General features: G+C 57.3%; 22 protein-coding genes. 8 read left to right on the forward strand and 14 right to left on the reverse strand.

Going from position 1 to position 23,454, the window contains the following annotated elements; genetic code table 11:
* Positions 1-29: 29 nt before the first annotated feature.
* The 11 genes from J1C49_RS05460 to J1C49_RS05510 form a co-directional block, all read right to left on the reverse strand.
* The gene (locus J1C49_RS05460; RefSeq protein WP_227444800.1) at positions 30-1,787 is read right to left on the reverse strand and encodes a calcium-binding protein; all 1,758 of its coding nucleotides are present in this window, start codon (positions 1,785-1,787) and stop codon (positions 30-32) included.
* A gap of 960 nt (positions 1,788-2,747) precedes the next feature.
* Positions 2,748-3,302, reverse strand: coding sequence for a chemotaxis protein CheD (locus tag J1C49_RS05465; protein ID WP_227444801.1), 555 nt, complete (start codon positions 3,300-3,302; stop codon positions 2,748-2,750).
* A gap of 12 nt (positions 3,303-3,314) precedes the next feature.
* Positions 3,315-4,331 carry a chemotaxis protein CheB gene (locus tag J1C49_RS05470; protein ID WP_227444802.1) on the reverse strand — a complete coding sequence of 339 codons (1,017 nt, stop codon included), beginning with the start codon at positions 4,329-4,331 and terminating at the stop codon, positions 3,315-3,317.
* A gap of 64 nt (positions 4,332-4,395) precedes the next feature.
* Entirely contained in the window at positions 4,396-4,674 is a 279-nt protein-coding gene (locus J1C49_RS05475; protein WP_227444803.1) for a hypothetical protein, read from the reverse strand.
* A gap of 80 nt (positions 4,675-4,754) precedes the next feature.
* Positions 4,755-5,141 (reverse strand): response regulator, encoded by a 387-nt coding sequence (locus tag J1C49_RS05480; RefSeq protein ID WP_227444804.1) that lies wholly within the window; start codon positions 5,139-5,141, stop codon positions 4,755-4,757.
* 22 nt (positions 5,142-5,163) lie between these two features.
* Entirely contained in the window at positions 5,164-6,012 is an 849-nt protein-coding gene (locus tag J1C49_RS05485) for a protein-glutamate O-methyltransferase CheR (RefSeq protein ID WP_227444805.1), read from the reverse strand.
* Positions 6,009-6,476: a chemotaxis protein CheW gene (locus tag J1C49_RS05490; protein ID WP_227444806.1), complete on the reverse strand. Its 468-nt coding sequence runs from the start codon at positions 6,474-6,476 to the stop codon at positions 6,009-6,011. Before J1C49_RS05490 ends, J1C49_RS05485 begins: the two co-directional genes overlap by 4 nt.
* On the reverse strand, positions 6,469-8,712 hold the full coding sequence (locus tag J1C49_RS05495) for a chemotaxis protein CheA (protein WP_227444807.1): 2,244 nt from the start codon (positions 8,710-8,712) through the stop codon (positions 6,469-6,471). The genes J1C49_RS05490 and J1C49_RS05495 overlap by 8 nt, the downstream gene beginning before the upstream one ends.
* Before the next feature lies 1 nt (position 8,713).
* Positions 8,714-9,088, reverse strand: coding sequence for a response regulator (locus J1C49_RS05500; RefSeq protein WP_227444808.1), 375 nt, complete (start codon positions 9,086-9,088; stop codon positions 8,714-8,716).
* Positions 9,085-9,369 (reverse strand): STAS domain-containing protein, encoded by a 285-nt coding sequence (locus J1C49_RS05505; RefSeq protein ID WP_227444809.1) that lies wholly within the window; start codon positions 9,367-9,369, stop codon positions 9,085-9,087. Before J1C49_RS05505 ends, J1C49_RS05500 begins: the two co-directional genes overlap by 4 nt.
* A 160-nt stretch (positions 9,370-9,529) precedes the next feature.
* Entirely contained in the window at positions 9,530-10,936 is a 1,407-nt protein-coding gene (locus J1C49_RS05510) for a short-chain fatty acyl-CoA regulator family protein (RefSeq protein WP_227444810.1), read from the reverse strand.
* Positions 10,937-11,103: 167 nt separating this feature from the next.
* On the opposite strand from J1C49_RS05510, the gene J1C49_RS05515 reads away from it, so the two are divergent.
* The 5 genes from J1C49_RS05515 to J1C49_RS05535 all read left to right on the forward strand — a co-directional run bounded on the left by J1C49_RS05515 (position 11,104) and on the right by J1C49_RS05535 (position 16,857).
* Positions 11,104-12,093, forward strand: a complete 990-nt coding sequence (locus tag J1C49_RS05515; protein WP_227444811.1) for a tripartite tricarboxylate transporter substrate binding protein — start codon at positions 11,104-11,106, stop codon at positions 12,091-12,093.
* 87 nt (positions 12,094-12,180) lie between these two features.
* Positions 12,181-12,669: a tripartite tricarboxylate transporter TctB family protein gene (locus J1C49_RS05520; RefSeq protein WP_227444812.1), complete on the forward strand. Its 489-nt coding sequence runs from the start codon at positions 12,181-12,183 to the stop codon at positions 12,667-12,669.
* A 12-nt stretch (positions 12,670-12,681) separates the two neighbouring features.
* Positions 12,682-14,199 (forward strand): tripartite tricarboxylate transporter permease, encoded by a 1,518-nt coding sequence (locus tag J1C49_RS05525; RefSeq protein WP_227444813.1) that lies wholly within the window; start codon positions 12,682-12,684, stop codon positions 14,197-14,199.
* Between the two features lie 36 nt (positions 14,200-14,235).
* On the forward strand, positions 14,236-15,759 hold the full coding sequence (locus J1C49_RS05530; protein ID WP_227444814.1) for an acyl--CoA ligase: 1,524 nt from the start codon (positions 14,236-14,238) through the stop codon (positions 15,757-15,759).
* Positions 15,760-15,873: 114 nt separating this feature from the next.
* Positions 15,874-16,857 carry a 2-dehydropantoate 2-reductase gene (locus tag J1C49_RS05535; protein ID WP_227444815.1) on the forward strand — a complete coding sequence of 328 codons (984 nt, stop codon included), beginning with the start codon at positions 15,874-15,876 and terminating at the stop codon, positions 16,855-16,857.
* A gap of 67 nt (positions 16,858-16,924) precedes the next feature.
* Here the strand turns inward: J1C49_RS05535 and J1C49_RS05540 are convergent, their stop codons facing one another.
* Positions 16,925-18,268 (reverse strand): aspartate aminotransferase family protein, encoded by a 1,344-nt coding sequence (locus J1C49_RS05540; protein ID WP_227444816.1) that lies wholly within the window; start codon positions 18,266-18,268, stop codon positions 16,925-16,927.
* Positions 18,269-18,388: 120 nt separating this feature from the next.
* Here J1C49_RS05540 and J1C49_RS05545 point away from each other — a divergent pair, with 120 nt between their 5' ends.
* The 3 genes from J1C49_RS05545 (at position 18,389) to J1C49_RS05555 (ending at position 22,624) form a co-directional block, all read left to right on the forward strand.
* A complete protein-coding gene (locus tag J1C49_RS05545; protein WP_227444817.1) occupies positions 18,389-19,348 on the forward strand; it encodes a TAXI family TRAP transporter solute-binding subunit in 960 nt (319 codons plus the stop codon).
* A gap of 218 nt (positions 19,349-19,566) precedes the next feature.
* Positions 19,567-22,194: a TRAP transporter permease gene (locus J1C49_RS05550; protein ID WP_227444818.1), complete on the forward strand. Its 2,628-nt coding sequence runs from the start codon at positions 19,567-19,569 to the stop codon at positions 22,192-22,194.
* A 10-nt stretch (positions 22,195-22,204) separates the two neighbouring features.
* Positions 22,205-22,624, forward strand: a complete 420-nt coding sequence (locus tag J1C49_RS05555) for a universal stress protein (protein WP_227444819.1) — start codon at positions 22,205-22,207, stop codon at positions 22,622-22,624.
* Between the two features lie 18 nt (positions 22,625-22,642).
* Here J1C49_RS05555 and J1C49_RS05560 read toward each other — a convergent pair whose 3' ends face one another.
* Together J1C49_RS05560 and J1C49_RS05565 are read right to left on the reverse strand one after the other, a co-directional pair.
* Positions 22,643-22,921, reverse strand: a complete 279-nt coding sequence (locus J1C49_RS05560) for a DUF3253 domain-containing protein (RefSeq protein ID WP_255670604.1) — start codon at positions 22,919-22,921, stop codon at positions 22,643-22,645.
* The gene (locus J1C49_RS05565) at positions 22,893-23,384 is read right to left on the reverse strand and encodes a histidine phosphatase family protein (protein WP_227444821.1); all 492 of its coding nucleotides are present in this window, start codon (positions 23,382-23,384) and stop codon (positions 22,893-22,895) included. Before J1C49_RS05565 ends, J1C49_RS05560 begins: the two co-directional genes overlap by 29 nt.
* Positions 23,385-23,454 lie beyond the last annotated feature (70 nt).

Consider the following 23,454-nt stretch of genomic DNA (forward strand, 5'->3'; position numbering starts at 1 on the left):
TGAGAATCCTGAGCCCGCGCTCTTCGCCACTACCCCAGATCGGAATACACGCTGTCCCAAACGGCGTCCGCATCCGTGATGCCAATGAATGTGACCGATCCCCCGCCAGAAAACTCCCAGACGAGATCGCCATCAATGACCTCACGGCTTGTCGTACTCGGCCCTCCTTCTCGCGTGTAGTATATTTCGATCTCGTCCGTCCCGATCTCAAAATCAGTGATGGTGGAATGGCTGGTGACAGGGTCAGTGCCAAAGACGAATTGGTCCGCCCCCTCGCCTCCGGTGACAACATTTTCACCGCCCTCCGACGGGCGAAAAACAAACCGATCACCTCCGTCTTCGCCGTCGATCAGGTCATCCGATTCGATCCAGAAGCGGTCGGATCCCTCACCGCCGTAGAGCGTGTCTGCGCCTGCGTCTCCGAACAACTGGTCGTTGCCTTCTCCGCCATAGATCAGATCGTCTCCGGTTCCCCCGGACAGCCGATCTGCGTCGGCGCCCCCGTACAGGCCGTCATTGCCGGCGCCACCGCCAAGCGTGTCGTTGCCCGTTTGCCCGTGAAGACGATCGGCACCATCGTTGCCAACAAGAGAGTCGCCATCGGCGCCGCCCCAAAGGGTATCGCGCCCGGTATTGCCCACGAGCGTGTCGCCGCCAGCGTTCCCAATGAGCAGATCATCTTCGGAGCCACCGTCAATACTGTCGGCACCGGCGCCACCATGGATCGTGTCGATGCCCGACCCTGCGAGGATCGTGTCATCGCCAAAGCCACCACCCAGGACGTCGTTGCCGCCACCACCGTCAATGGAATCATCACCGCCATTCCCTTGCACGGTATCATCGCCGGAACCGGCTTCAGCAGTATCGGAGCCGGGCCCGCCATCCAACTGATCTTCGCCGGCGCCGCCCAAAAGAAGGTCATTGCCCAAGCGCCCGGAGAGCATGACTTGGGATGTGGAGGACGACGCACTGGCATCCAATGTGTCATCTCCGGCGCGTCCGATCAGCGTATCCGATCCGCCCAGGCCAGTGATCCAATTGTTGCCACCATCTCCCCTCAAATCCTCCGGGGCCTCGGTGCCATCCATGTTTTCAAAACCCCAGAAGCTGTTTCCGAAAGCGCTGCCGGTGTTGTTTTCAGGAAAGATGAGATCGATATTGCCGGTCTCGGCAAGCGTGATCTTGTCTTCTCCGGGGCCGCCCCAAATCACGTCATTGCCTGCGGCAGGTGTGTAGGTGTCGTTGCCGTAGCCCAGCCCGAATGTCTCATCCATGCCGCTCGCGGACACGCTGTCGTTTTCGGTGGCCGTGTCTCCTGCGACCAGGCGCAGATCGATGATCCCCGGTGTTTCGTCCGGTCCGTAGCGGGGAACACCGCGGTATTCCAGACCACCTCCCAGGCGGTGTTCTTCTGGGATGGGATCCCCGCTCACAAAGATGAACACCTCTGCATAGGGGTATGTCGAGCCTTGTGTTCCGATATTTCTTTGGGTCGGACCTTCTGCCAGCAGAACACGCGCCGATCCGGAATTCCATTGCCATTCTTCGAGCGCGACGCCCCAATTGGAGAAGTCTGCGTCGCGGGGCACGTAATGTTCGAAAAGCCCAAGCGCGCCAATGCCCGATGGCGACGTCAAGGCGATGCCTATGCTGTCTGGAACGGTTTCGTAAGACAAGACCCCGTCCGGTGCGAATACTCTGTAGCTGTGTTCACCTGTATCCGTGAGGCTGCCCCAGTAGAACCCTGCTGTGTTGATATAGGCTCCGGGCACAATCAGTGTTGTCATGGTCTGCTCCTGTTGCGGGTGTTCTTGCAGCTTGACCCATGCCCAATTTCACGTCATTGACTCGCATCAAGTCACATTCTGAAATTATTATATTTTGCGGATAGGGGCCCGCGTGGCGCTTGCCCGTTGCATTGGTGGTCTTGCAACGCGCTTCTTTCTTGGAGTCACGGAGCGGTGCCAAATCGAAGAGCCTACTGACCGTTGGACCGCTGCAACACTGCCCGCGTGACGCGAAAAAGACCTGTCGGGGTCTGTCCAGCGCTCAGACGGGCCAATCAAGATCCATGCTCAGGCGTGATCTGGCCAAAATCGCAATCGCAGCTTGCCTTTCTGCTCCCCGATTGGCGTTTCCGGGCCTCACTGTCTTGCTCCAAAAATGCGGATGTGACGCGCTGATGCGCGGCACGGTACGGTCTTGTCCTGTAGCGCCTGTGTCGGTGCGCCGCATCCGATGCATCGATGATGGCCTGCAAGCATGACGGAAGGGCTGCGCGCTGCAACGTAAACCCTCAATCGTAAAAGACGGGGTGCGCTGCGTCCGCTCGATACAAGCCTTTTCACCGCGGTTTAGAAGAGTTGCGGGAAAATCATCTCCAGCTTGCGTCAGCCTGAATCGTCGGCGCCTCCACCCTTTTGGAAGCAATGTCCAAGGCAACCAAACATGCCCATGGTTTGGCGATACCGTGTTCATATGACCTGCCAGTCGGCTTTCTGGCGGCGCCCAAAAAGGCTGCAAGAACTCACTGTCCCATTTCAAACGACATGGCTGGCCAGCACCTTTGAATGTTTCTCGGAGAACAAGCTAGCGCGGGCAGGTTCAGGTTGGCGTTACCCGGCCCTCTCCCAAAAGCTCCAGCAAAAGGCGATGGACTGCGGCTGTTGCGATGCATGTCATCTCGTGCACTGTAGCCGGCTTTGGAGATACGACCCATACACCACTGAGAAGCGATATGTTGCAATTCAAAAAAGTTCGATGCCGGTTTTTTGAGATTTCGCAGAAGTGCTTGCCGATTTTGTAAGAAGAGTCGCATCCTCTGAAAAATCATTAATCAATAATTGTCTGACGACACCCGTTGTCGGCCAGAAGCGGATCCGCCGAGCAAAAGTTCCGCCCGTACACTGAGACACAATTGGAATACCCTCGTCGCGGAGAAATGTTTCTGCAAACGCTGCATTCGCCGCACCGATATCCTTCAGTGAATCGATCATCTTAGCGCCACCAAAGACTTTTGCTTCAAGTTTAGGCCGTTGCGCGCCATGCTTTATAAGTCTATTGATCAAAAGCTCCATCGCATTTGCCCCATAGCGAACGCATTCTGGGCTGCGTGGACGACCACTGGGAAGCAAGAAGTGGTTCATGCCACCAAGCTTGCGCTCTTTGTCGAAGAGGCACACTGCGATACATGAACCAAGTACAGTTGTAATGATCGCATTCGAGTCTTTCGAAGTTTCGAAAGATCCCTGTATGACATTGAGCAACATTTTTTGGTGAAGAGTGTTTTGGCGCATATTCATGGTATCAGTTCCTTAACCATTTGTCTGCACACGGCTAGACATCGCCAGTAAAGCAGGTCCAATTTTGTCAATTGGGAGGATGCGGTCAGCGGCCCCAATTTGTGCGGCTGCTCTCGGCATCCCGTACACCACGGAAGTCGCTTCGTCCTGTGCTATAGTGCGAGCGCCTGCCGAGCGTAGCGCACGAAGACCATCAGCCCCATCTCGACCCATCCCAGTCAGTATCACTGCGCTTACCTCTTGCGCGAATGGCACTGCCGATTTGAACAGAACATCAATGGAAGGACGATGACCGCATACCGCATCCGTACTTACCGGAGCGAGCTCCTTGCGCCTTAAATGGTCAAAAGCCACATGATGTTCCAATCCGGCAACCACGTACACATTTCCTGGTCTAGGCATTGTGCGGCTAGTACAAAGAGAAACGGTGGCAGAGCATTGCTTGGAGAGAAGTGAGACAAGACTGGTGCCAAAACCCGAACTAGTATGTTGAACCAGCAGGGTCGCTGGGCTTGTCATGCTCCAATGCTGCAAAATAGTAATTGTAGCTTCTACTCCTCCGGTGCTGGCTCCAATCAAAATCAAGCCATCGTTCTTACCCGTGTAGCCTTGCCCAATCTTTTCTCCGCAAGTTTCTCTATATATTGGGGATCTTTTGCTCTTTGTGATGCTATATATGCCTTGGAGAAGCTGGTTGACCTCCAGGTTATAAGGGAGAGTGAACAAATCCGCATCGGTTGGCTGTGGGTCAAACGTCTGAGAGTAATACTGCATTTTGCTTGCGAAGGCCAACCAGCGTATATCGATACTCTCAAACAATCTGTGCATGACCTTAAATTCAGGCTGAGTAACAAAGCTATTATCAATGATGACGATGTCAGGTTGTAGACGTTCAACGTCATTATAGGTTGCCATGAGGCTCCTTGTTTGGGCCAAAACGTTCAGTTTCGGTTGCGATTTCAGCTTCATAAAGATGTCATTTTGCTTCTTTTCATCACCGCTGGCTATTATAATTGAAATTTCGCGCATTTGGCCTTTCCTCTGGTTGGGTTCTTTAGCGGGAGGTCACAAAGTCGCGTACAAAAAGTAACGTCTAAAAAATTTCGAAGGTGGAGTAATCTTTCTCCGCATTATCCCCGCCGATGGTAAGAATATCGACTAATTGTCCAAGTTGAATATATGAAAGCGCAGCTGATATTTCGATTAAGGTATCATCTTGCTCAAGCGTGGATAATGAAAGGTGGAATTTGGATAAAGCAATACAGGTTTGTTGAGCCCTATCGATCTCTTGGAGTAACTGCGATTGTTCCTTGCTAATCTGACAGCTGTTTATATCGACTAAGCTAAGAACGCCAGACTCAATTCGTTTCATCTGATCGTTTAAATTTAACATAGCGAGTGACGATCGATGAAAGACTGTCTTTGTATTCGACCAATGCTCATTATGACTCATCACAGTCGACCTACAACGCTCTCAATGCATTGCTTCATGGCGTGTGATGTGAATGGTTTTTTAATCATATTATTGAGTCCAAGCGATTTTCCAGTGTTGATCATGTCAGAGGTCGGTTTTCCTGTAACAAGAATGAATCCAATTTTTTTGGTCATGGGCTGATTTCGAACAGCCCTTAGAAGTCCCAAGCCGTCTAGGGCAGGCATATTGTAGTCGGATAATACCAAATGGACAGGCGTGGTTGATAGCCTCTTTAGCGCTTCTCTTCCATCATTTTCAGTAACATAATTGGTTATTCCAATTTCATCTAGCGCTTGTGTAATAAGTCCACGACTCGTCGCCATGTCGTCTACAACCATGATACGAAGCTTTTCTTTTAGACTCATTCTCATTCCTCATGATTTGGGTTCATTGACGCCGTTGGTAAGTGGTTATTCCATTGGGGCTCAGATTGTCTAGGGCAGGTCCGGTGATGCGCTCCGAATGGCCGATAAATAGATAGCCGCCATTTCTGAGGCTCTCTGCCAATTTTTTCCAGAGAACGCTCTGCGTTTTAGAGTCAAAATAGATTGCAACATTTCTGCAAAATATCGCGTCAAATTTTGCTTCGAAGCTCCAATTAGATATTAAGTTTAAGTGTGCAAAGCGGACAAGTGATCGCACCCGTGGAGAAATTGTTATAGAGTCTCCGGACTTATGTATGTGGTGGTAATCTCTACAGTGTTTTAGGTCTTCAATTGCCTCCAGAGGGTAGACACCTTTTTTTGCGTGTTCGATTACAGTGGTGTCGATATCTGTGGCGAGAACTCTTGTATTTTGAAGGGCTGGCTCAGGCAACTTTTCCAACAAGCTCATTGCGATGGAGTAGGGTTCTTGACCGGATGAGCACCCAGCAGACCAAATCCTAATAGGCGCATCCAGCAGATTGCGGTTTCTGAAAATAGGAATGCACACACTTTCAAGTGTCTCGAAATGATGCAATTCCCGGAAAAATGATGTTACATTTGTTGTGAGTGCGATTGCAAGTTGGTCTCGCTCATCATTTGAAAGTTCTGAATTTATTCGTCCAATATATTCATGGAGACTCTTCAAGCCGAGGTTGCGTACACGTTTAGTGAGCCGGGAACCAACCAATGTTTTTTTTGATGTCGCCAAGTCAAGTCCAAATTCCTTTTTTGCAATTTTCGCAAGCGTTGCAAAGTCCGTTGAAGATAAATCATCAACGCGTGGTTCCTTTGCTTTGATCTGTTCAATCATGATATTGCTTCCACCTGTGAATTTAGAATTGCTTCTAAATTCACGACTCGCACCATATTTTCGTCAATTGATATGACTCCAGCTATGCTGTGGCGCGTAGCATCAGACTTCAGGTCAGGCGTTTCTTGGATTGATGATTTTGGGACAGACAGTATTTCTGAAACCGACTCTACGAGTAGTCCAACGGTTGTACCCTCTATTGCGGCAACAATTACCACATTTCGTTCGTTCTCTTCCGTTTTGCCTAAGTCAAATCTGGCGGAAAGGTCGAATATTGGTATTACTGCGCCGCGTAGATTCATAACTCCTAAGACATCGTCTGGAGTGTGCGGGAGGGCAGTTACAGTAGTCCAGCGACGGATTTCTCGGATTTGCGTGATTTCGAGGCAAAAGTTCTGATTTCCTGCAGAAAACGTGATGAACTCAAATTGGGACTCCACTTGGATTTCATTGCTGTCAAGCATTTCTGCGCTCCAGTCTCGTGTTTTGATAGTGACGTTCGCCTGCAGTAGTCTGCGCAAGCTGGATCAGTTGCTCCGGATCGAGTATGAGTGCGATTTTTCCATCTCCAAGAATGGTTGCCGCTGATACTCCAGGGATTTGTGCATAGTTGCTTTCAAGGCTTTTTATAACAACTTGGCGCTGATCGTGAATTGCTGAGACTCTGAGGGCAATGAATCCACACTGTTCAGTCTCTACAAGGAGCAAAATACTGTCTCTGTGCCATTCTGTATCATCCTTGATCCCCAAGTTTTCAGCCACGTCAATGATTGGAACGTAAGATCCCCGAACAGATATTACTTCACAGTCAGTCCCTACGCGGTGGATATCAGAATTTTTTGGGCGAATTGTTTCGATTATTGATGATATCGGAATAACCATTGTCTGGTTGGAAACTGATATTACAAACCCATCCATTACCGCTAGGGTTAGCGGTAATACGATCGAGAATACGCTGCCTTGATTTTGGATGGATGAAATTGATACGCGGCCGCCAAGTGCTTGCACCGCATTTTTGACTACGTCCATTCCCACACCGCGGCCAGAAAGATTTGATACCTGTCCAGCTGTTGAAAATCCTGGCAAGAATAGAAGATTATCGATTTCGGGTTCGGACAGTTCAGAGTCCTCTGGGATGAGTTTTTTCTCGATCGCTTTTCTGAGAATTTTTTCCCTGTTCAGACCTGCGCCATCGTCGGATATTTCAATGCAAACGCTGCCGGAGCGATGTGCAGCAGAGAGACGTATGGTTCCGACTGGATCTTTACCGCACCGCTCTCGGTCCTCTGGCGTTTCAAGGCCATGATCGACGGCGTTGCGCACCATATGTGTTAGTGGGTCGGCAAGTCGCTCAATCACAGTTTTATCAACCTCGGTCGAATCGCCAACTGTTATCAGCTTTGCTCGTTTGTTTGTTGCATCGGAAGCTTCGCGAACAATTCGAGACATTCGTTGGAATAGAGGTTTTACCGGCTGTGCCCGAATCGCCATGACACCTTCTTGAATATCGCGCGCCAAGAGTTTGTAGGCTTCGAGTTCATTGTTAAGGTGGGCAACGGTCGGCAAATCGAGTTCTTCGATCCGTTGCGCAATCATTGCTTGATTAATAATCAGTTCGCCAACAGTGTTGATCAATCGATCTACGCGATCTAGATCCACTCTGAGTGTGGGTTTTGGGCCCTTCGTATCTCGGGGACGAGTTGATACAGGAGCCGCTTTTTGACCTTCAGCTTTGTCTAAAGGCGTTGGTATTGCGTCGCCGTTGCCTTTGAAGGAAATTACCGGCTCAATCTTGGAAATCGCGCTTTCTTCGGATGCTGGGGTTTCTGCTTCGGTGTCGTCGCTGGAAGGATGGAGCTCAACCAAGTTTTCCGTTGGGATGACGTCTTCGGCAGAAATCTCAAGCGTGCACAGCCCCTCCACAAATTCGAAGATCTCATGCAGAACGGTCTCGCTCTCGCTGGTTTCTAGCGAGAGTTCCCATCCCAGAAGCGAGTCGGTCGGGCTGTAGGCGTCGAACGTCGGGAGCCTGTCATAGTAGGCCTGGACTTCAAGGCGGCCGAGTTCTGCCAAAGCGTCAAATAGGAGGAGCGGTTCATGGCCGTTTTCGTATAGCACCGGGTTTGGCTCGAAGCGAATGGAGAAACGCTTTGCTCCTGTTGGCCCTTCTCCAGGCAACAATGCCGGCGAAGCGCTGGGACTCGCCGTGATTTCTTCGTCGGTGTCGTCTACAGCGAGATCGCCAAACGCCACTTCTGGCGCGCTGTCGGAGAAGTCCAATGTCAGGGCGTCGAAATTGAACCCATCGTCCTCAGCCTCGTCTCCGAGATGATTTTCCAGCTCCTTGAGCAGGCTTGTTTCTGTCTCCTTGTCGAGGTCAATGCCGTCACGAGCGGCGACCACGAGATCGGAAAGTTGATCCCCGGACCGATGGAAGAGACCCATCAACCCCTCGTCGACTGAAAGCTGTCCGTTGCGAACGCGGTCCATGACCGTTTCAAAACTATGGGCGAAACCTACCAAACGGTCCAAGCCGAAGGCGCCAGCGCCTCCCTTGATCGAATGAACGGCTCTGAAAACGGCGTTGACGACTTCCATGTCATCGCCGGCCTCTTCCATCTGCGAAAGCCCCTCGACCAGAGCCTCCAGAAGCTCCTCACACTCCTCAAAGAATGTGTCCCGTATCGAATTTCCAGACATGTCAGGCAACGTGCCCCGTCAAGCGCCGGAGGACTGAAACAAGAGAGTCGTCGTCAAACGGTTTGACGATCCATCCGGTTGCGCCCGCGTCTCGGGCGCGTGCCTTCAGGTCGTCCGAACTTTCTGTTGTCAAGACAAGAATCGGCACATGCGTTCTGTTTGGCCCGGACCTCAAGGCGTCGATGACGCCAAACCCGTCCAGCTTTGGCATATTGATGTCGGTGATCACCACGTCAGGATCAACTTCGGGAAACCGCTCAACCCCTTCTTCGCCGTCACAGGCGTCGTAAAAGTCGAAACCAGCTCCTTCCAGGGACACCCGAAGGAGGTTCCGGATTGTGCGGGAGTCGTCTATCGCTAAGACCTTGGTGCTCATGATACGGGGTCCTCGTCAAATTGATCGGATGGGATGCCGAGCCGCTCAAGCCCGTCGTAGAAGGTTGGCGCCTTGTCCATCACCGTGAAACGATACCCCTCGGAGAGCCACTGCTTCTGGGCGACAAGGAGGATCTGAAGGCGATGCGAATCGAGGCGCCGGACATCTCTGGCTGAAATCGTCACATCGGCGTTGCGTGCGGTATGGAGAAAGGCAATCAGGGGGTCATCTCCAGACCGGGCGCGGACAGCACCCAGCGCGTGAAACTGGATATCCGGCATCAACGGTTTCTCCCTCTTCCAAGAAGACAGTGTCACGGCGCGCACGGAAACGCTCCGACGGTGATGGAGAGAAGGAGTAGGGGGGCTGCGTTAAGAATTGGTTCCGCGCAGGGTCAAACTGCTTCGCATTTTCTGAAACAGCGCCCCTGCAGACCCGGGATCAACTTTCGTAGCGTGTTCCGCCGCGTCGCCGCGCGTCGATGGGCAGGGTTTTCAAGAGCGGTTGGTGGGCCCTTTGATTGCATGCCTGCCTCGGACACACATGACAATTGATGCCGATGGGGGCCGCCAAATCTGGATCCTTGAGATTGAAGGGCCGGGCATATCCGATCTGATCGACGTGATCGATCTCACATCCGACAACAACAACGAGACGTCGATCGAGGCTCTGGCGATCAAAAACCGGTCGATCCGCGGTGCGGGACAAGGTGAAGAACTGGCCGCCCTCCGGCAGTTCGACGAATTGCGGGACAATCACGCCGGGTGCTCTGAAAGCCCCGTGGATGTCCCAGACCGGACAGGCGCCGCCTTGCTCGGCAAGGGTAAAGGGTGTCGCGTTGAACCGCTTGGTGACATTGCCCGCGCGGTCGATCCGAAGAAAGAAGAACGGAACGCCGCGGGCGCCGTCCCGCTGAAGCGTGGTCAATCGCTGACAGACCTGCTCAAAACTGACACCGAAACTCGCTGCGATCCTGTCGATATCGTAGCCTGTTTCCTTGGCACGATGCAGCATTCGATCGTACGGCATGAGGAGGGCGGCCGCAAAATAGTTGGTGAGCTCCACCCGCAGCCGCGCCAACCCGGCTTCTGTTTTCAGCCCGCTTTCCTGCATCAGGGCATTGACCGGGGCGGCCGCCTCCAGAAGGCCGAGGATATGGGCGAGTTGAAAGATCCTGTTGGTATGGTCCAGCGCATCGGAAAGCTGCACGCGCCCGGCATTTTCATCGAAGAACCGAAGCGCGCCCTGCATCTGTTCATGGGCAACAACCTCTGTCTGGATCGCGTGTTCAAGGCGCAATTGTCTTTTAAGAAGTGTGTACATGTCGTCCGAGCTGCCGCCGATCCGAACACGCAGCCCTTCCGCGGTGCGTTCCAAAGGATCAAAATGATTGGCATGGTCTCGGAAAAAGTCGTGAATGGCCGTTTCCGGCGTCACTGTGAGCAGCGCCTCTGCGGAACCGCTGTCGGCCATGCGCTTCACCTGCTCCACGATGGTCCGGTGATTCTGATACAGTTGCAGGAATCGGTCGACCAGCTGCGGAGCGTGATCGAGTGCCGCGCGCAACTCCGCCAGATCGGGCGCTTCGCCGCTGAATGCAGGGTCCTTCGTGGCTGCGCGCAGATCGGCCAGACGGCCGTGGTCGCTGTCTTGTGTGAGGCTGCGCATGTCGACGCCGTAATGCTCTGACAAGGCCAGAAGCACCGCGACGCTCAGGGATCTCTGATTGTTTTCCAGCAGGTTGACATAGGCCGGACTGATGCCCAGCTGGCGCGCCATTTCGGCTTGGCTGTGTCCATGTCGGCGTCGGATCTGCCGCAATTGCGGTCCAATAAGCGTCTTCTTCATGTTAACAACTTTACAAAATACAAACTTGCAAGCGCAAGCTTTTACATGCTTACCCGAATTTTCGTGAAATAAAATTTCTTCTACGTATGTATCTGCTCACGGTTTCTTGCGGCGAGGGGATATTCTCCGCTGAAGCGCCAATCATTTGATCCTAGGGAGGATATTACATGGCATACACGTTCACGCGCCGGGCTGCACTCGCAATCGCAGCATCCGCAGCTCTTGTGGCATCGTCGGCAACCGCCGTCCTTGCAGAGGGTTGGAAGCCCCAGAAGCCGGTTGAAATGGTGATCATGGCCGGTCAGGGGGGTGGTGCAGATCGCCTTGCGCGTCTTTTCCAGTCGATCATTCAGAAAGAGAGACTGGCGTCGATGCCGGTTCTGCCGGTCAACAAGGGCGGCGGCTCTGGCGCAGAGGCTCTGCGGTATCTCAAGGACAAGGAAGGCGACGCGCATGTCATCATGGCGACGCTTAACAGCTATTACACCACCCCGCTGCGCACCGATATCGGCGTCGACATCGAAGAGTTCACACCGATCGCCCGGATGGCCGAAGATACCTTCATTCTCTGGGTCAATGCTGACAGCGGCATCACAAACCTGGACGAATACGTCGCTGCCGTGAAGGCAGCCGGCAGGGATTGGAAGATGGGTGGCACCGGAACCGGCCAGGAAGACAGCCTCGTGACGGCGATGATCGAAGCCGAGTTTGACCTCGATGTGACCTATGTGCCCTTCAAAGGGGGCGGTGACGTGGCCAAGAATCTCGTGGGTGGCCACATCAATTCCACGGTGAACAATCCCTCCGAACAGATGGGCTTCTACAACGCCGGCAAGTCCATTCCGCTTGTCGCGTTCACACCCGAGCGCCTCGAAGCATTCCCGGACGTTCCCACGGCACGTGAACTTGGCCACGACATCGTCTATGCCATGCAGCGGAGCTTTGTTGCACCCAAGGACATGCCCCAGGAAGCGGTCGACTACTACACCGCGATGTTCAAGGCGCTGTCCGAAAGCGAAGAGTGGCAGACCTACACCTCCGAAAAAGCTCTGATGCCTGCCTATCTGACCGGTGACGCACTCCAGACCTACTTCCTCGAAGAGCGTGCCAAGCACAAGGCAATCCTCGACAACATGGAAGGCGAAGGCTCGTCCTAAGCGCCAGCGCCACAGTGTACTTGCTGGGCCGTCTCATCAGGCGGCCCAGCACTTTCGCATACGACATGTCATAAAGAGGGGATTGGTATGCTCGTCGCAGATCGCTTGATTGCAGGCGCCATCATGGCGCTATCGGCCTATTTCATGTGGCATGCCACTGTGCTGCCCATCGGGTGGGAGGGGGAAACCGGCGGACCGGGCGGAGGCGCTTTCCCGTTCTGGCTCTCCCTCATCATGCTGCTCTGCGCCGGCGGCATTCTGGCCCGAAGCTTTGCGGCCGATGCGAAGGCGTCGTTCTTCTTCGACCGCACGATGTTGCGCCCCTTGTTGATGGTGGTTGCGTCGCTGGTGATCACGATTGCGCTGATCCCGATTGTCGGTGCCTATGTCGCGATCGTTGCGTTTCTCTTCTGGTATCTGAGGATCTATGGCGGCCACGGGTGGACGCTGACGATGTCGCTGACCCTCGCAACGCCCGTGTTTTTGTTCTTCTTCTTCGAGGCGACGCTCAAGATCCTGCTGCCAAAGGGGATCACGGAACCGCTGTTCTTCCCGCTTTACGCGATGTTCTTCTAAGGAGCCCTCGCCATGGAAATGCTTGCTCTTCTCGGCGATGGCTTTGCCACGTCGCTCTCTCCGCTCAATCTCATGGTTGTCCTGCTCGGCGTCACGGCAGGTCTCTTTATCGGGGCCATGCCGGGGCTCGGATCGGTCAACGGCGTGGCGATCGTCCTGCCGCTGACATTTATCGTGCCGCCGTCCTCTGCGATCATCCTGCTGGCGGCCATCTATTACGGCGCGATGTATGGCGGGGCCGTTTCGTCGGTCCTGCTCGGGATCCCCGGCGCATCCACAGCGGTGGCGACAACCTTTGACGGACGCCCCATGGCGCAACAGGGCAAGGCCGGCCTCGCGTTGATCGCCGCGGCAACCGCCAGTTTCGTTGGCGGCACAATCTCCGTGGTGCTCTTTACGCTGTTTGCGGCGCCTTTGGCCGATCTCGCTCTGGCCTTCGGACCGGCCGAAGAATTCGCGCTTGTTCTGCTCGCCTTTACCACCTTCGTGGGTCTGGGAGGCGACGACAAGCTCAAGACCGTCGTGATGATCTGCCTCGGCCTCGTCCTGTCCACAGTGGGTCTCGACCTGATTTCCGGCCAGCCGCGCCTGATTTTTGGCGACATGCCCGGCTTCTACTCTGGCATCTCCTTCCTGGTTCTCGCCATTGGCGTCTACGGAATCGGTGAGATCCTTTACACGATCGAAACGTCCAAGACCGCGCCTCAGGTAACGCCCGCGAAGATCACCTTCCGCGAGCTCGGGGCGGGTCTCAAACGCATCAACAAGATGTGGAAAACCATGAGCTTGGGGTCGTTTCTCGGGTTCTTTGTCGGCATGTTGCCAGCGGCGGGGGCGACCCCGGCGTCCCTCATGGCCTACGGGATCGCCAAGCAGACCTCGAAGGAACCCGAGACCTTCGGCAAAGGCAATATCGAAGGTGTCGTCGCCCCGGAAACGGCCAACAATGCGGCCTCGACGGGCTCTCTGCTTCCGATGCTGACACTCGGTATCCCGGGCTCCCCCACGACGGCCTTGTTACTTGGTGGCATGGTGATGTGGGGCCTCGTTCCCGGACCGATGCTGTTCATCGAGCAGCCCGATTTCGTATGGGGTCTGATCTCGTCGCTCTACACGGCAAACTTTGCCGCGGTTCTGATCAACATTGCCTTGATACCGCTCTTTGTCTGGGCGTTGCGGATGCCCTTCACCGTGCTTTGCGCCATCGTGATCGTGCTGTGCATCGTGGGTGGCTTCGCGCCGAGCCAGAAAATGCACGACGTCTGGCTCATCGCAGCCTTCGGTGTCGCCGGATACCTGCTGCGCAAGGCTGATTATCCGCTTGCTCCGCTGGTCCTTGCGCTTGTGCTCGGACCGCTGATGGAAAAGAGCTTCCGGCAGACGTTGATCGCGGAACAAGGCAACGTGCTCGCCTTCATTGAGCGCCCTCTGTCGGGCTTTTTCATCGCTCTGGCCGTGCTTTTCTTCGTGCTTCCCCTAGTTCAAGCGTGGCGGAGAACAGCCCGTCGCGCTATAGCTCCCGCGGAGTGATCCTGATGAAGACTGACAACAAGAAGGACCAAAGCCATGGCCGACACAATGAAGGCTCTGATCGCCACGCACCCAGAAACCGCACCGGCGATCGGCGCTCCGGACCGGCCTTGGCTGAGCTATGGCGGGCTGCGTGCGCTGTCGGAACAGACGATGCACAGTCTGCGCGCCATGGGCATCGGCCCGTCCGACCGGGTGGCCATCGTGTTGCCAAACGGGCCGGAAATGGCGACGACCTTTGTCTGTATCGCACAAGCGGCGGTCACGGCGCCGCTCAATCCTTCGTACCGCGAGGATGAATATGCGTTTTACCTCGAGGACCTGAAGGCGCGCGCCATCGTTCTGGCCGACGGCGAAGAGGGGCCGGCCTATGCCGCCGCGAAACGTCTGGGCATCGCGATCCTGCGTGTTCACGTGCCCGAGGGGGCAGAGGCTGGGGTCTTTGCCCTTCAGGGGGACGCGGCCGACACGCCAGCCTCCGGAGAGCCTGCCGCTGACGATGTGGCGCTCATTCTGCACACGTCCGGGACAACCTCGCGGCCCAAGATTGTGCCACTTCTGCAATCAAACGTGGCCGCGTCCGCTGAAAATATTGCCGCGTCTCTCGACCTGACGGCAAAGGATCGTTGCCTCAATGTGATGCCGCTCTTCCACATCCACGGTCTGGTGGCTGCGGTGTCGGCGTCGCTGTCCGCTGGCGCATCGGTCTTCTGCACCGCCGGGTTCAACGCGATGAACTTCTTCGCGATGCTCAAGGAAGCGCGGCCCACTTGGTATACCGCCGTGCCGACCATGCATCAGGCGATCCTGACCCGTGCCAAGCGCAACGCGGATGTGATCGCTGACGTGCCGCTGCGCTTCCTGCGGTCTTCCTCGGCCTCCTTGCCGGCGCAGGTCATGCAGGAGCTCAACAAGACCTTTGGCGCGCCGGTGATCGAAGCTTACGGCATGACGGAAGCGGCGCATCAGATGTGCTGCAATCGTATGGATCTACAAAAACCAGGTAGTGTCGGTGTGGCCGCAGGGCCATTGGTGCGGATTGCGCATGAGACAGAAAACCAGCTGGTCGACGGCACCGGAGAGGTGTGCATTTCCGGTCCGAACGTTACGCCCGGCTACGAGAGCAATCCAGAGGCCAATACCAAGAACTTCTTCGAGGCGGATGGACATCGCTGGTTCCGCACGGGTGATCAGGGCGCGTTCGACAAAGACGGGTTCTTGCATCTGACGGGTCGCCTGAAGGAGATCATCAACCGCGGCGGCGAAAAGGTATCGCCTCTCGAAGTCGATGGCGTTCTTCTGGACCACCCGGCCATCGCACAGGTCGTGACTTTTGCGCTCCCGCATCCGAAACTGGGCGAGGAAGTGGCCGCTGCCGTCGTCTTGAAAGACGGGTCCGAGGCCACCGAGCGGGATATCCGCGACTTCGCGCTTGAGCGTCTCGCCGACTTCAAAGCGCCGCGCAAGGTGATCATTCTTGACGAGATCCCGAAGGGCGCAACCGGCAAGATGCAGCGGATTGGCCTTGCCGAGAAGCTGGGGCTTGTGGAAACAACCTGAGCACCACTCCCAGCCTGTGCGTTTCGCGCGGGCTGGGCTGTTGTCGGGTGTTAGCGTTTGGAAATCAGGGGGCAGTGCCCGGACCGGTGGTCCGGTGATCTGTTGTGGAGAGCGATGAAGATTTGCGTATTCGGGGCCGGTGCCATCGGCGGATACATGGGTGTGAAGCTGGCACAGGCCGGCGCCGACGTCAGCCTTGTGGCGCGTGGGCCGCATCTTGCGGCGATGAAGGACAAGGGTCTCACCCTGTTGGAAGAGGGTGGCGCGGAGACCAACGTTTCCGTCACGGCCTCGGATGATCCGTCTGATCTGGGGGAGCAGGATTACGTCATCGTGACCCTCAAGGCGCATTCGGTGCCCGGCGTTGTCGACCGGATGCGTCCCCTGATCGGAGAGAACACCACGATCGTCTCGGGCGTGAACGGTGTGCCGTGGTGGTATTTTCACAAGATCGGCGGCGAGCTTGAGGGCACGCGCCTCGAAACGGTCGACCCCGGAAACAAGCAGTGGGACGGGTTTGGCCCGGACCGTGTGCTTGGCTGTGTGGTTTATCCAGCCGCCGAGGTGATCGAGCCCGGTGTCATCAAGCATATCGAAGGCAACCGCTTTTCCCTGGGCGAGCCGGATGGCTCGAAATCCGACCGCGCCATGGCGCTGTCCAAGGCCCTTGCGGCGGCGGGTCTGAAGGCGCCGGTCCGACCGCGCCTGCGCGATGAGATCTGGGTGAAACTCTGGGGCAATCTGTCCTTCAACCCGATCTCCGCACTGACCCATGCGACACTGGACGTGCTCTGCACCGATCCCGGGACAAGGGCCGTCGCCAAGGGCATGATGCTCGAAGCGCAGCAGATCGCGGAAGCGTTGGGCGTGAAATTCCCGATCGACGTCGAGAAACGCATCGATGGCGGCGCAGCCGTGGGCGCACACAGAACCTCCATGTTGCAGGATCTCGATCAGGGTCGCCCGATGGAGATCGATGCGCTTGTCGGCTCCGTTCAGGAGTTGGGGCGCGTCACCGGGATCCCGACCCCGACTATCGACACGGTTCTGGCGCTGGTTGCGCTGCGGGGAAAGGTCGCCGGCCTCTACGGCGCGTAAGCCCTGTCATCCCGCCTCCGTCCCGCGCCGCAAGAGCACCGTGCGGGACGGAAAACCCGAAACGGTGTCATGCCGCTCCGTGAAGGGCCGTGTCGATAGCCGTGCCAAGCTTGTCGACCAACTCGTCAATTTGGTCGTCACTCAGGATAAAGGGCGGCGCCAACAACACATGGTCACCGCTTTGTCCGTCAACGGTGCCGCCCATCGGGTAACAAATCAGCCCGGCATCGAAAGCGGCGGACTTGATTTTGGCATGGGTCTTGCGCGCCGGGTCGAGCGGCGCCTTCGTGTCGCGATCCGCAACGAGTTCAAGCCCGAGAAACAGCCCGCGCCCGCGAATGTCACCAATGTTGGGATGCTGCCCGAACCGGGCCTCCAGCGCGGCGCGGAGCTTGGCGCCGACGGGAGCGACGCGCGAAACGAGGTCATCGTCAATCAAGCGGTCAAGCACGGCATTTGCGGCCGCGCAGGCCGTGGCGTGGCCGAGATAGGTATGGCCATGCTGAAAGAACCCGCTGCCGGAGCTGATGGTCTGATAGATGTCACGGGTGCAAAGCATGGCACCAATCGGTTGATACCCGGCTCCTAACCCCTTGGCGATTGCCACGATATCCGGGGCGACGCCATCCTGCTCACAGGCAAACAGCGTTCCGGTCCGGCCCATGCCACACATGACCTCGTCGAGAATAAGCAGGATGCCGAACTTGTCACAAAGCGCGCGGAGCGCCTTGAAATATCCCTTAACAGCAGGCACCGCGCCCAGCGTTGCTCCCACCACAGGTTCGGCGACGATGGCCATGATCGACTCCGCGCCCCAGGCGCCGATCTCGTCCTCGATCTCACGCACCAGGTGCTTGACATAGGCGGCGTCGCTCACGCCATCGGGCTTGTCTCGATACGCGTAACAGGGTGAGACATGGCTGACTTCCATCAGCAGGGGCTTGAAGGGTTTGCGCCGCCACTGGTTGCCGCCCACCGCAAGCGCGCCCAGCGTATTGCCATGATAGCTCTGGCGGCGCGAAATGATCCGGGCCCGCGCCGGTTGCCCGATTTCAATATAGTATTGCCGTGCGAGCTTGAGCGCGGCTTCCATCGCTTCGGATCCGCCGGACACAAAATAGGCGCGGTCCAGCGCGCCGGGTGCATGCGCAATCAGCCGGTCTGCCAGTTCTTCTGCGGGCTCGGATGTCAGAAACCCGGTGTGGGCGAAGGCCATCTGCGACACCTGTCGCTGGATGGCTTCGATGACATGCGCGTCGCCATGGCCAAGGCAGGACACAGCGGCACCGCCCGAACCATCGAGATAGGCCTTGCCTGTCGAGTCGTAGAGATACGCGCCTTCCCCGCGCGTTGCGACCGGGAGGCTCGCGTGGTTGTGGCGCGGAAAGACATGGGATGCGGAGCAATCCATCAATAGGGTTCCTGCATGGCAAACGAATCTGGTCTCGACCTTGCCACCTGTTGCCGGGTCGGTTCTACTGCAATCGTCGACTCTGTTGTGACAAGACAGGGGACTATAGGGAGACAATACATGAAAAACTTTGCATATGGCGCAATAACTGCGGCTGCGATGGCTTTCGGCGGCGCGGCTTCGGCGCAGGAGTTCATCTCGATCGGGACCGGTGGCGTGACGGGCGTTTACTATCCGACAGGTGGCGCAATCTGCCGTCTGGTGAACCGCGACCGCAAGGAGCATGGCATCCGCTGCGCGGTGGAATCCACCGGCGGCTCGGTCTACAACATCAACACGATCAAGGCCGGCGAGCTGGAGTTCGGTGTGGCGCAGTCCGACTGGCAGTACCACGCCTATAACGGCACCTCGCGCTTTGAGGGTGATGCGGCCTTCCCGGAACTGCGCGCCGTCTTCTCGGTGCACCCTGAGCCTTTCACCCTGCTTGTCCGCGCTGACAGCGGCATCGAAGGCTTTGGCGACATTGTTGGCAAGCGCGTCAATGTCGGTAACCCCGGTTCGGGCCAGCGCGCGACGATGGAAGTCGTGATGGAAGCCTTCGGCATTGGCATGGACGACCTCGGGCTCGCGACGGAATACAAGGGTTCCGAAATGGCCAAGCAGATCTGCGATGGCAATATCGATGCGATGATCTACACGGTTGGACACCCCGCGGCGGCCATCAAGGAAGCCACGACGACCTGTGATATCAAGCTGGTCGACGTTGCGGGCGAGCCGATCGACAAGCTTGTCGCCGACAACCCCTATTACCGCGTCGCCACCATCCCCGGCGGCATGTATGCGGGCAATGATCAGGAAACCACGACCTTTGGCGTCGGCGCCACCTTCGTGACATCCGCAAACGTGCCCGAAGAGACGGTGTATGTCGTGGCCAAGGCGGTGATGGAAAACATCGACGACTTCAAGCAGCTGCACCCGGCTTTTGCCAATCTTGACCCGGCGCAGATGGTGTCTGACGGCCTGTCCGCGCCGCTGCACCCCGGTGCTGAAAAGGCCTATATGGAGCTTGGCCTGAAGTAAGGTCTCGCGCGCCCTGCCATGCGCAGGGCTTCGGACAAGCAACGCGGTCGGCCCGGCATCCGGGCTGACCCTCCCGGTCCCGACATGCGCGCCCGGCCCACCCTTGGCGCATATCTCCGGACCGCAGGAAACAGCCCCGCCAGATCGCAAACAGAGCACGTCTCAAGTGCCGCGTCGACGAGGGCTCGACAAAACCCGGAACACCGGGGGAGGGACATATGACAGACACGACACAGCCCGCGCGCAGCGCCGATGACATGGTGGCCGAGGCCGATACCGGTGCCCGCAACCCGTCGGCCCGGTGGCAGGCCAATCTGATCATCGGCACCTGCATCGTCTGGTCGCTTTTCCAGCTCTATATCGCGTCGCGCATTCCCGGTGTCGTGGCGCAGGCCACGGGCATGTCGATCTTTGCCAATATCGTGGCGCAGGCGCGCTTTGTGCACCTCGCCTTCGCCATCGCATTGGCGACAATGGCGTTTCCGCTCTTCAAATCCTCTCCGCGGGACCGCATTCCGCTTTATGACTGGGCCTTGATGATCCTCGGGATCTCGGCCTGTCTGTATCTCGTGGTGTTCCGGTTCGAGATTGCCGACAGGCCCGGGCTCTGGTCAACGTCCGACATTGTCATGTCCTGCATCGGGATGGGCGTGCTCATGGTGTCCGTCTGGCGCTCGCTGGGGTTGCCGCTGGTGATCATTGCCGGGGCATTTGTGCTTTTCGCCTTTTTCGGCGGCTACTCGGAATGGGCGCGCAACATCACCAATTACGGCGGCGCGTCGCTGTCCAAGGCGCTTGGCCATTACTGGATGCAGACCGAGGGCGTCTTTGGCGTGGCACTCGGGGTGTCCACCTCGATGATCTTTCTCTTCGTTCTGTTCGGGGCCTTGCTCGACCGGGCCGGCGGCGGGGGCTGGTTCATCAAGGTGGCCATTGCGCTTCTTGGTGCGCTGCGGGGCGGACCGGCGAAGGCGTCGGTTCTGTCATCGATGCTCACCGGCATGATCTCCGGCAGTTCGATCTCCAACACCGTGACAACCGGCACGTTTACCATTCCTTTGATGAAACGCATCGGCTTCCCGGCAGAGAAGGCCGGCGCGGTCGAGGTCGCCTCTTCGACGAATGGTCAGCTCACGCCGCCCGTCATGGGCGCGGCGGCCTTCCTCATGGTCGAATACGTGAACATTCCCTATATCGAGGTCGTCAAGCACGCCTTTCTGCCGGCGGTCATCAGCTACATCGCGCTGCTTTACATCGTGCATCTCGAAGCGCTCAAGATGCAGATGAAGGGCCTTGAAAAGCCCGGACGCCACATCGGCCCGGCGCTCATCCTGATCCTGTTCCTGTCCGGGTTCCTGTTCCTCGGGGCCTGCACCTATGGCATGATCCTGTTGCGCACGGTGCTTGATGGTTTCATGACCGAAAGCGTCTATGGCGGGTTGGTCGTTGTGGCGATCCTGTATCTGGTCCTGGTCTATTTCGCCTCACGCTACCCGGACGTGGCCATGGACGACCCCGACGGCCCGCTTCGAGCGCCGCGCTTGACGCCGACGCTGCTTGGCGGGGCCTATTTCTCGCTCCCGATCTTCATTCTGGTCTGGAACCTTATGGTGCGAACCGAGAACCTCGACCGGCTTTCGCCCTCTCTCTCGGCCTATTGGGCGACGATCTTCATGATCATCGTGGCGTTGACCCACCGTCCGCTCAAGGCGTTCTTCCGCGGCGAGGGGATGGGCGCCGCAACGGTGCAGGGATGGCGCGACTTCATCGACGGGCTTATCCTGGGCGCGCGCAACATGATCGGTATCGGTGTCGCAACCGGTGCGGCGGGGATCATCGTTGGCACCATCAGCCTCACCGGCGCGCACCAGGTCATCGGCCAGGTGGTCGAAGTGATCGCGGGCGGCAATATCTGGATCCTGCTGATCCTTGTTGCCGTGATGTCCCTGATCCTCGGAATGGGCCTGCCGACAACGGCCAACTACATCGTCGTGTCGTCGCTTATGGCTCCGGTGATCCTCTCGGTCGGCGCGCAGGCAGGCTATATCTTCCCGCTGATTGCTGTGCATCTCTTTGTCTTCTATTTCGGAATTCTCGCGGATGACACGCCGCCCGTGGGGCTCGCGGCCTATGCGGCGGCGGCCATCTCCCGTGGAGATCCGATCAAGACCGGCGTGCAAGGCTTCGCCTATGACATCCGCACGGCCTTGTTGCCATTCCTGTTCATCTTCAACACCGATCTTCTTTTGATCGATGTCGGACCCTTGAAGGCGGTGTTTGTCTTCTTCATGGCGCTGATCGCCATGTTGCTCTTTGCCGCGGCCACACAGGGCTATTTCATCGCCAAATCGCGAAAATGGGAAAGCGCTGTGCTGCTTTTCATCGCGTTCATGCTGTTCAGGCCGGATTACTTCCTTGATCAGGTCGCTCCGAAATATGTCGAGGCAACGGGGCCCGAGGCCGTGGAGCTGATCGGCACCGCGCCGGAGGGAGATTTCGTGCGCCTGACAATCACAGGCCCCGATTTTGATACCGCGCAGATGCGGCCGACCACGATTTCCATCCCGGCCGTTCCGGGAGATCCGGAAACCGCACTGAGCGATCAGGGGCTTACCGTCTTTGAAGAGAACGGGGTGCTCCTGCTCGAAGAGCCGTTCCCCGGCACGCCGCATTTCGAGACCATTGGAATCGAATATGATTACTATGGCGACGATCCTGTGCAGGTGACCATGGTGCAGGTCGAAAACGACCGCATGCCGAAGGAAGTGTTCTTTATCCCCGCGCTGCTCCTGTTGCTTGGTGTCGTGGCAATCCAGCGTCGCCGCGCGACGCAACCTGCGTTCTGAGGAGGGGCACATGTTCAAAACGATCTTGCTCGCGGTAGACCTGAATGACGACAAAGGAGCCACAAAGGCTGCGAAAGCAGCGGAGCGGCTTGCCCTGCATGAGGAAAGCGACCTGCATGTGCTCAACGTCGTTCCGGATATGGGCTATGCCATCGTCGGGTCCGCCTTCGGACCCGATTACGACAAGAAGATCCGTGCCGAAGCGGCGGCCAGTCTTGAGGACTGGGTCGGCAAGACCCTGGACATCTCGGCGGAAACCCATGTCGCAACCGGCACGATCTACGATCAGATCATCCGGTTCGCCAATAGCATCGATGCGGACGCCATTGTTGTCGGTGCGCATAGTCCGGAACTGCGCGATTACCTTGTTGGTCCGAACGCGGCGCGGGTGGTGCGGCATGCGCGCCAGTCCGTTTTCGTGATCCGCTAGGGCGGGTCGGTGCAAGGCTCACGGCTCTGAAGCGGCCTCGTGCTCGCCGGGTCGCGCAAGGCGCAGCCGGATCGGACCCTTTGCGTTTGCACCATCAACCGGTGCGCCGCGTTGCGTTGCCACAAGGGGTAGGGTGCTGGCCACGTGCCGCACGCGATGCATGAGCGGGCGCCAGTCGCTGGCCAAGGCGCGGGCGACCTCTGACGGGCAAAACGTCTTGTCCGGCGCGCGCGCAAGCGCGAGCTGCATCAACGCGCGGGCAATCACCTCATCCTGCACCAAAACGACGGCGCTCAATCGTGACAGCGCCGGTCGCATCTGCGCGCACGATATGCAAATCGCCGTATTCGACCGGGGGTGGTGCTGTCAGCCGCAAGGCATCCCAGATCGCGGTGATGTTTCCGGAATTGCCGATCCAGATCACGCTCCGCCCGGCCGAAGAGGCCACCAGCCTCTGCGGCGCCGTTTCCGCGGGGATGCGTTCGATGGGCATGCCGCGCGCTTTTGCGAGCGGGCGTGCGGTGTCGAGGTTGCGTTTGATCCCCGGGGAGTGGATGGCATCGAGCGGCAGGCCATCGACCGCCTTGACCAAGGCTTCTGCCCGCGCGCGCCCCGCCTCTGTCAGATCTTCGCCGAGCCGGTCCGCATGGCGGACCACGATCAAGGTGGAATTGGGCGCCAGCGCCAAGTTGTTGGTCGTAGGGGCGCAGGCCACGAGTCCCGATCCTACCAAACCGGCCAGAAATACACGTCTTCGCATGGTCCTTCCCCGCATACACTCTGTGCCGAGTCTAGCGCGCAACCGGGCGGCAGGTCAAAAAAAGGCGCGA

Origin of the sequence: Cognatishimia sp. F0-27, from assembly GCF_020667845.1 — a bacterium.
GTDB lineage: Bacteria > Pseudomonadota > Alphaproteobacteria > Rhodobacterales > Rhodobacteraceae > JAFMPQ01.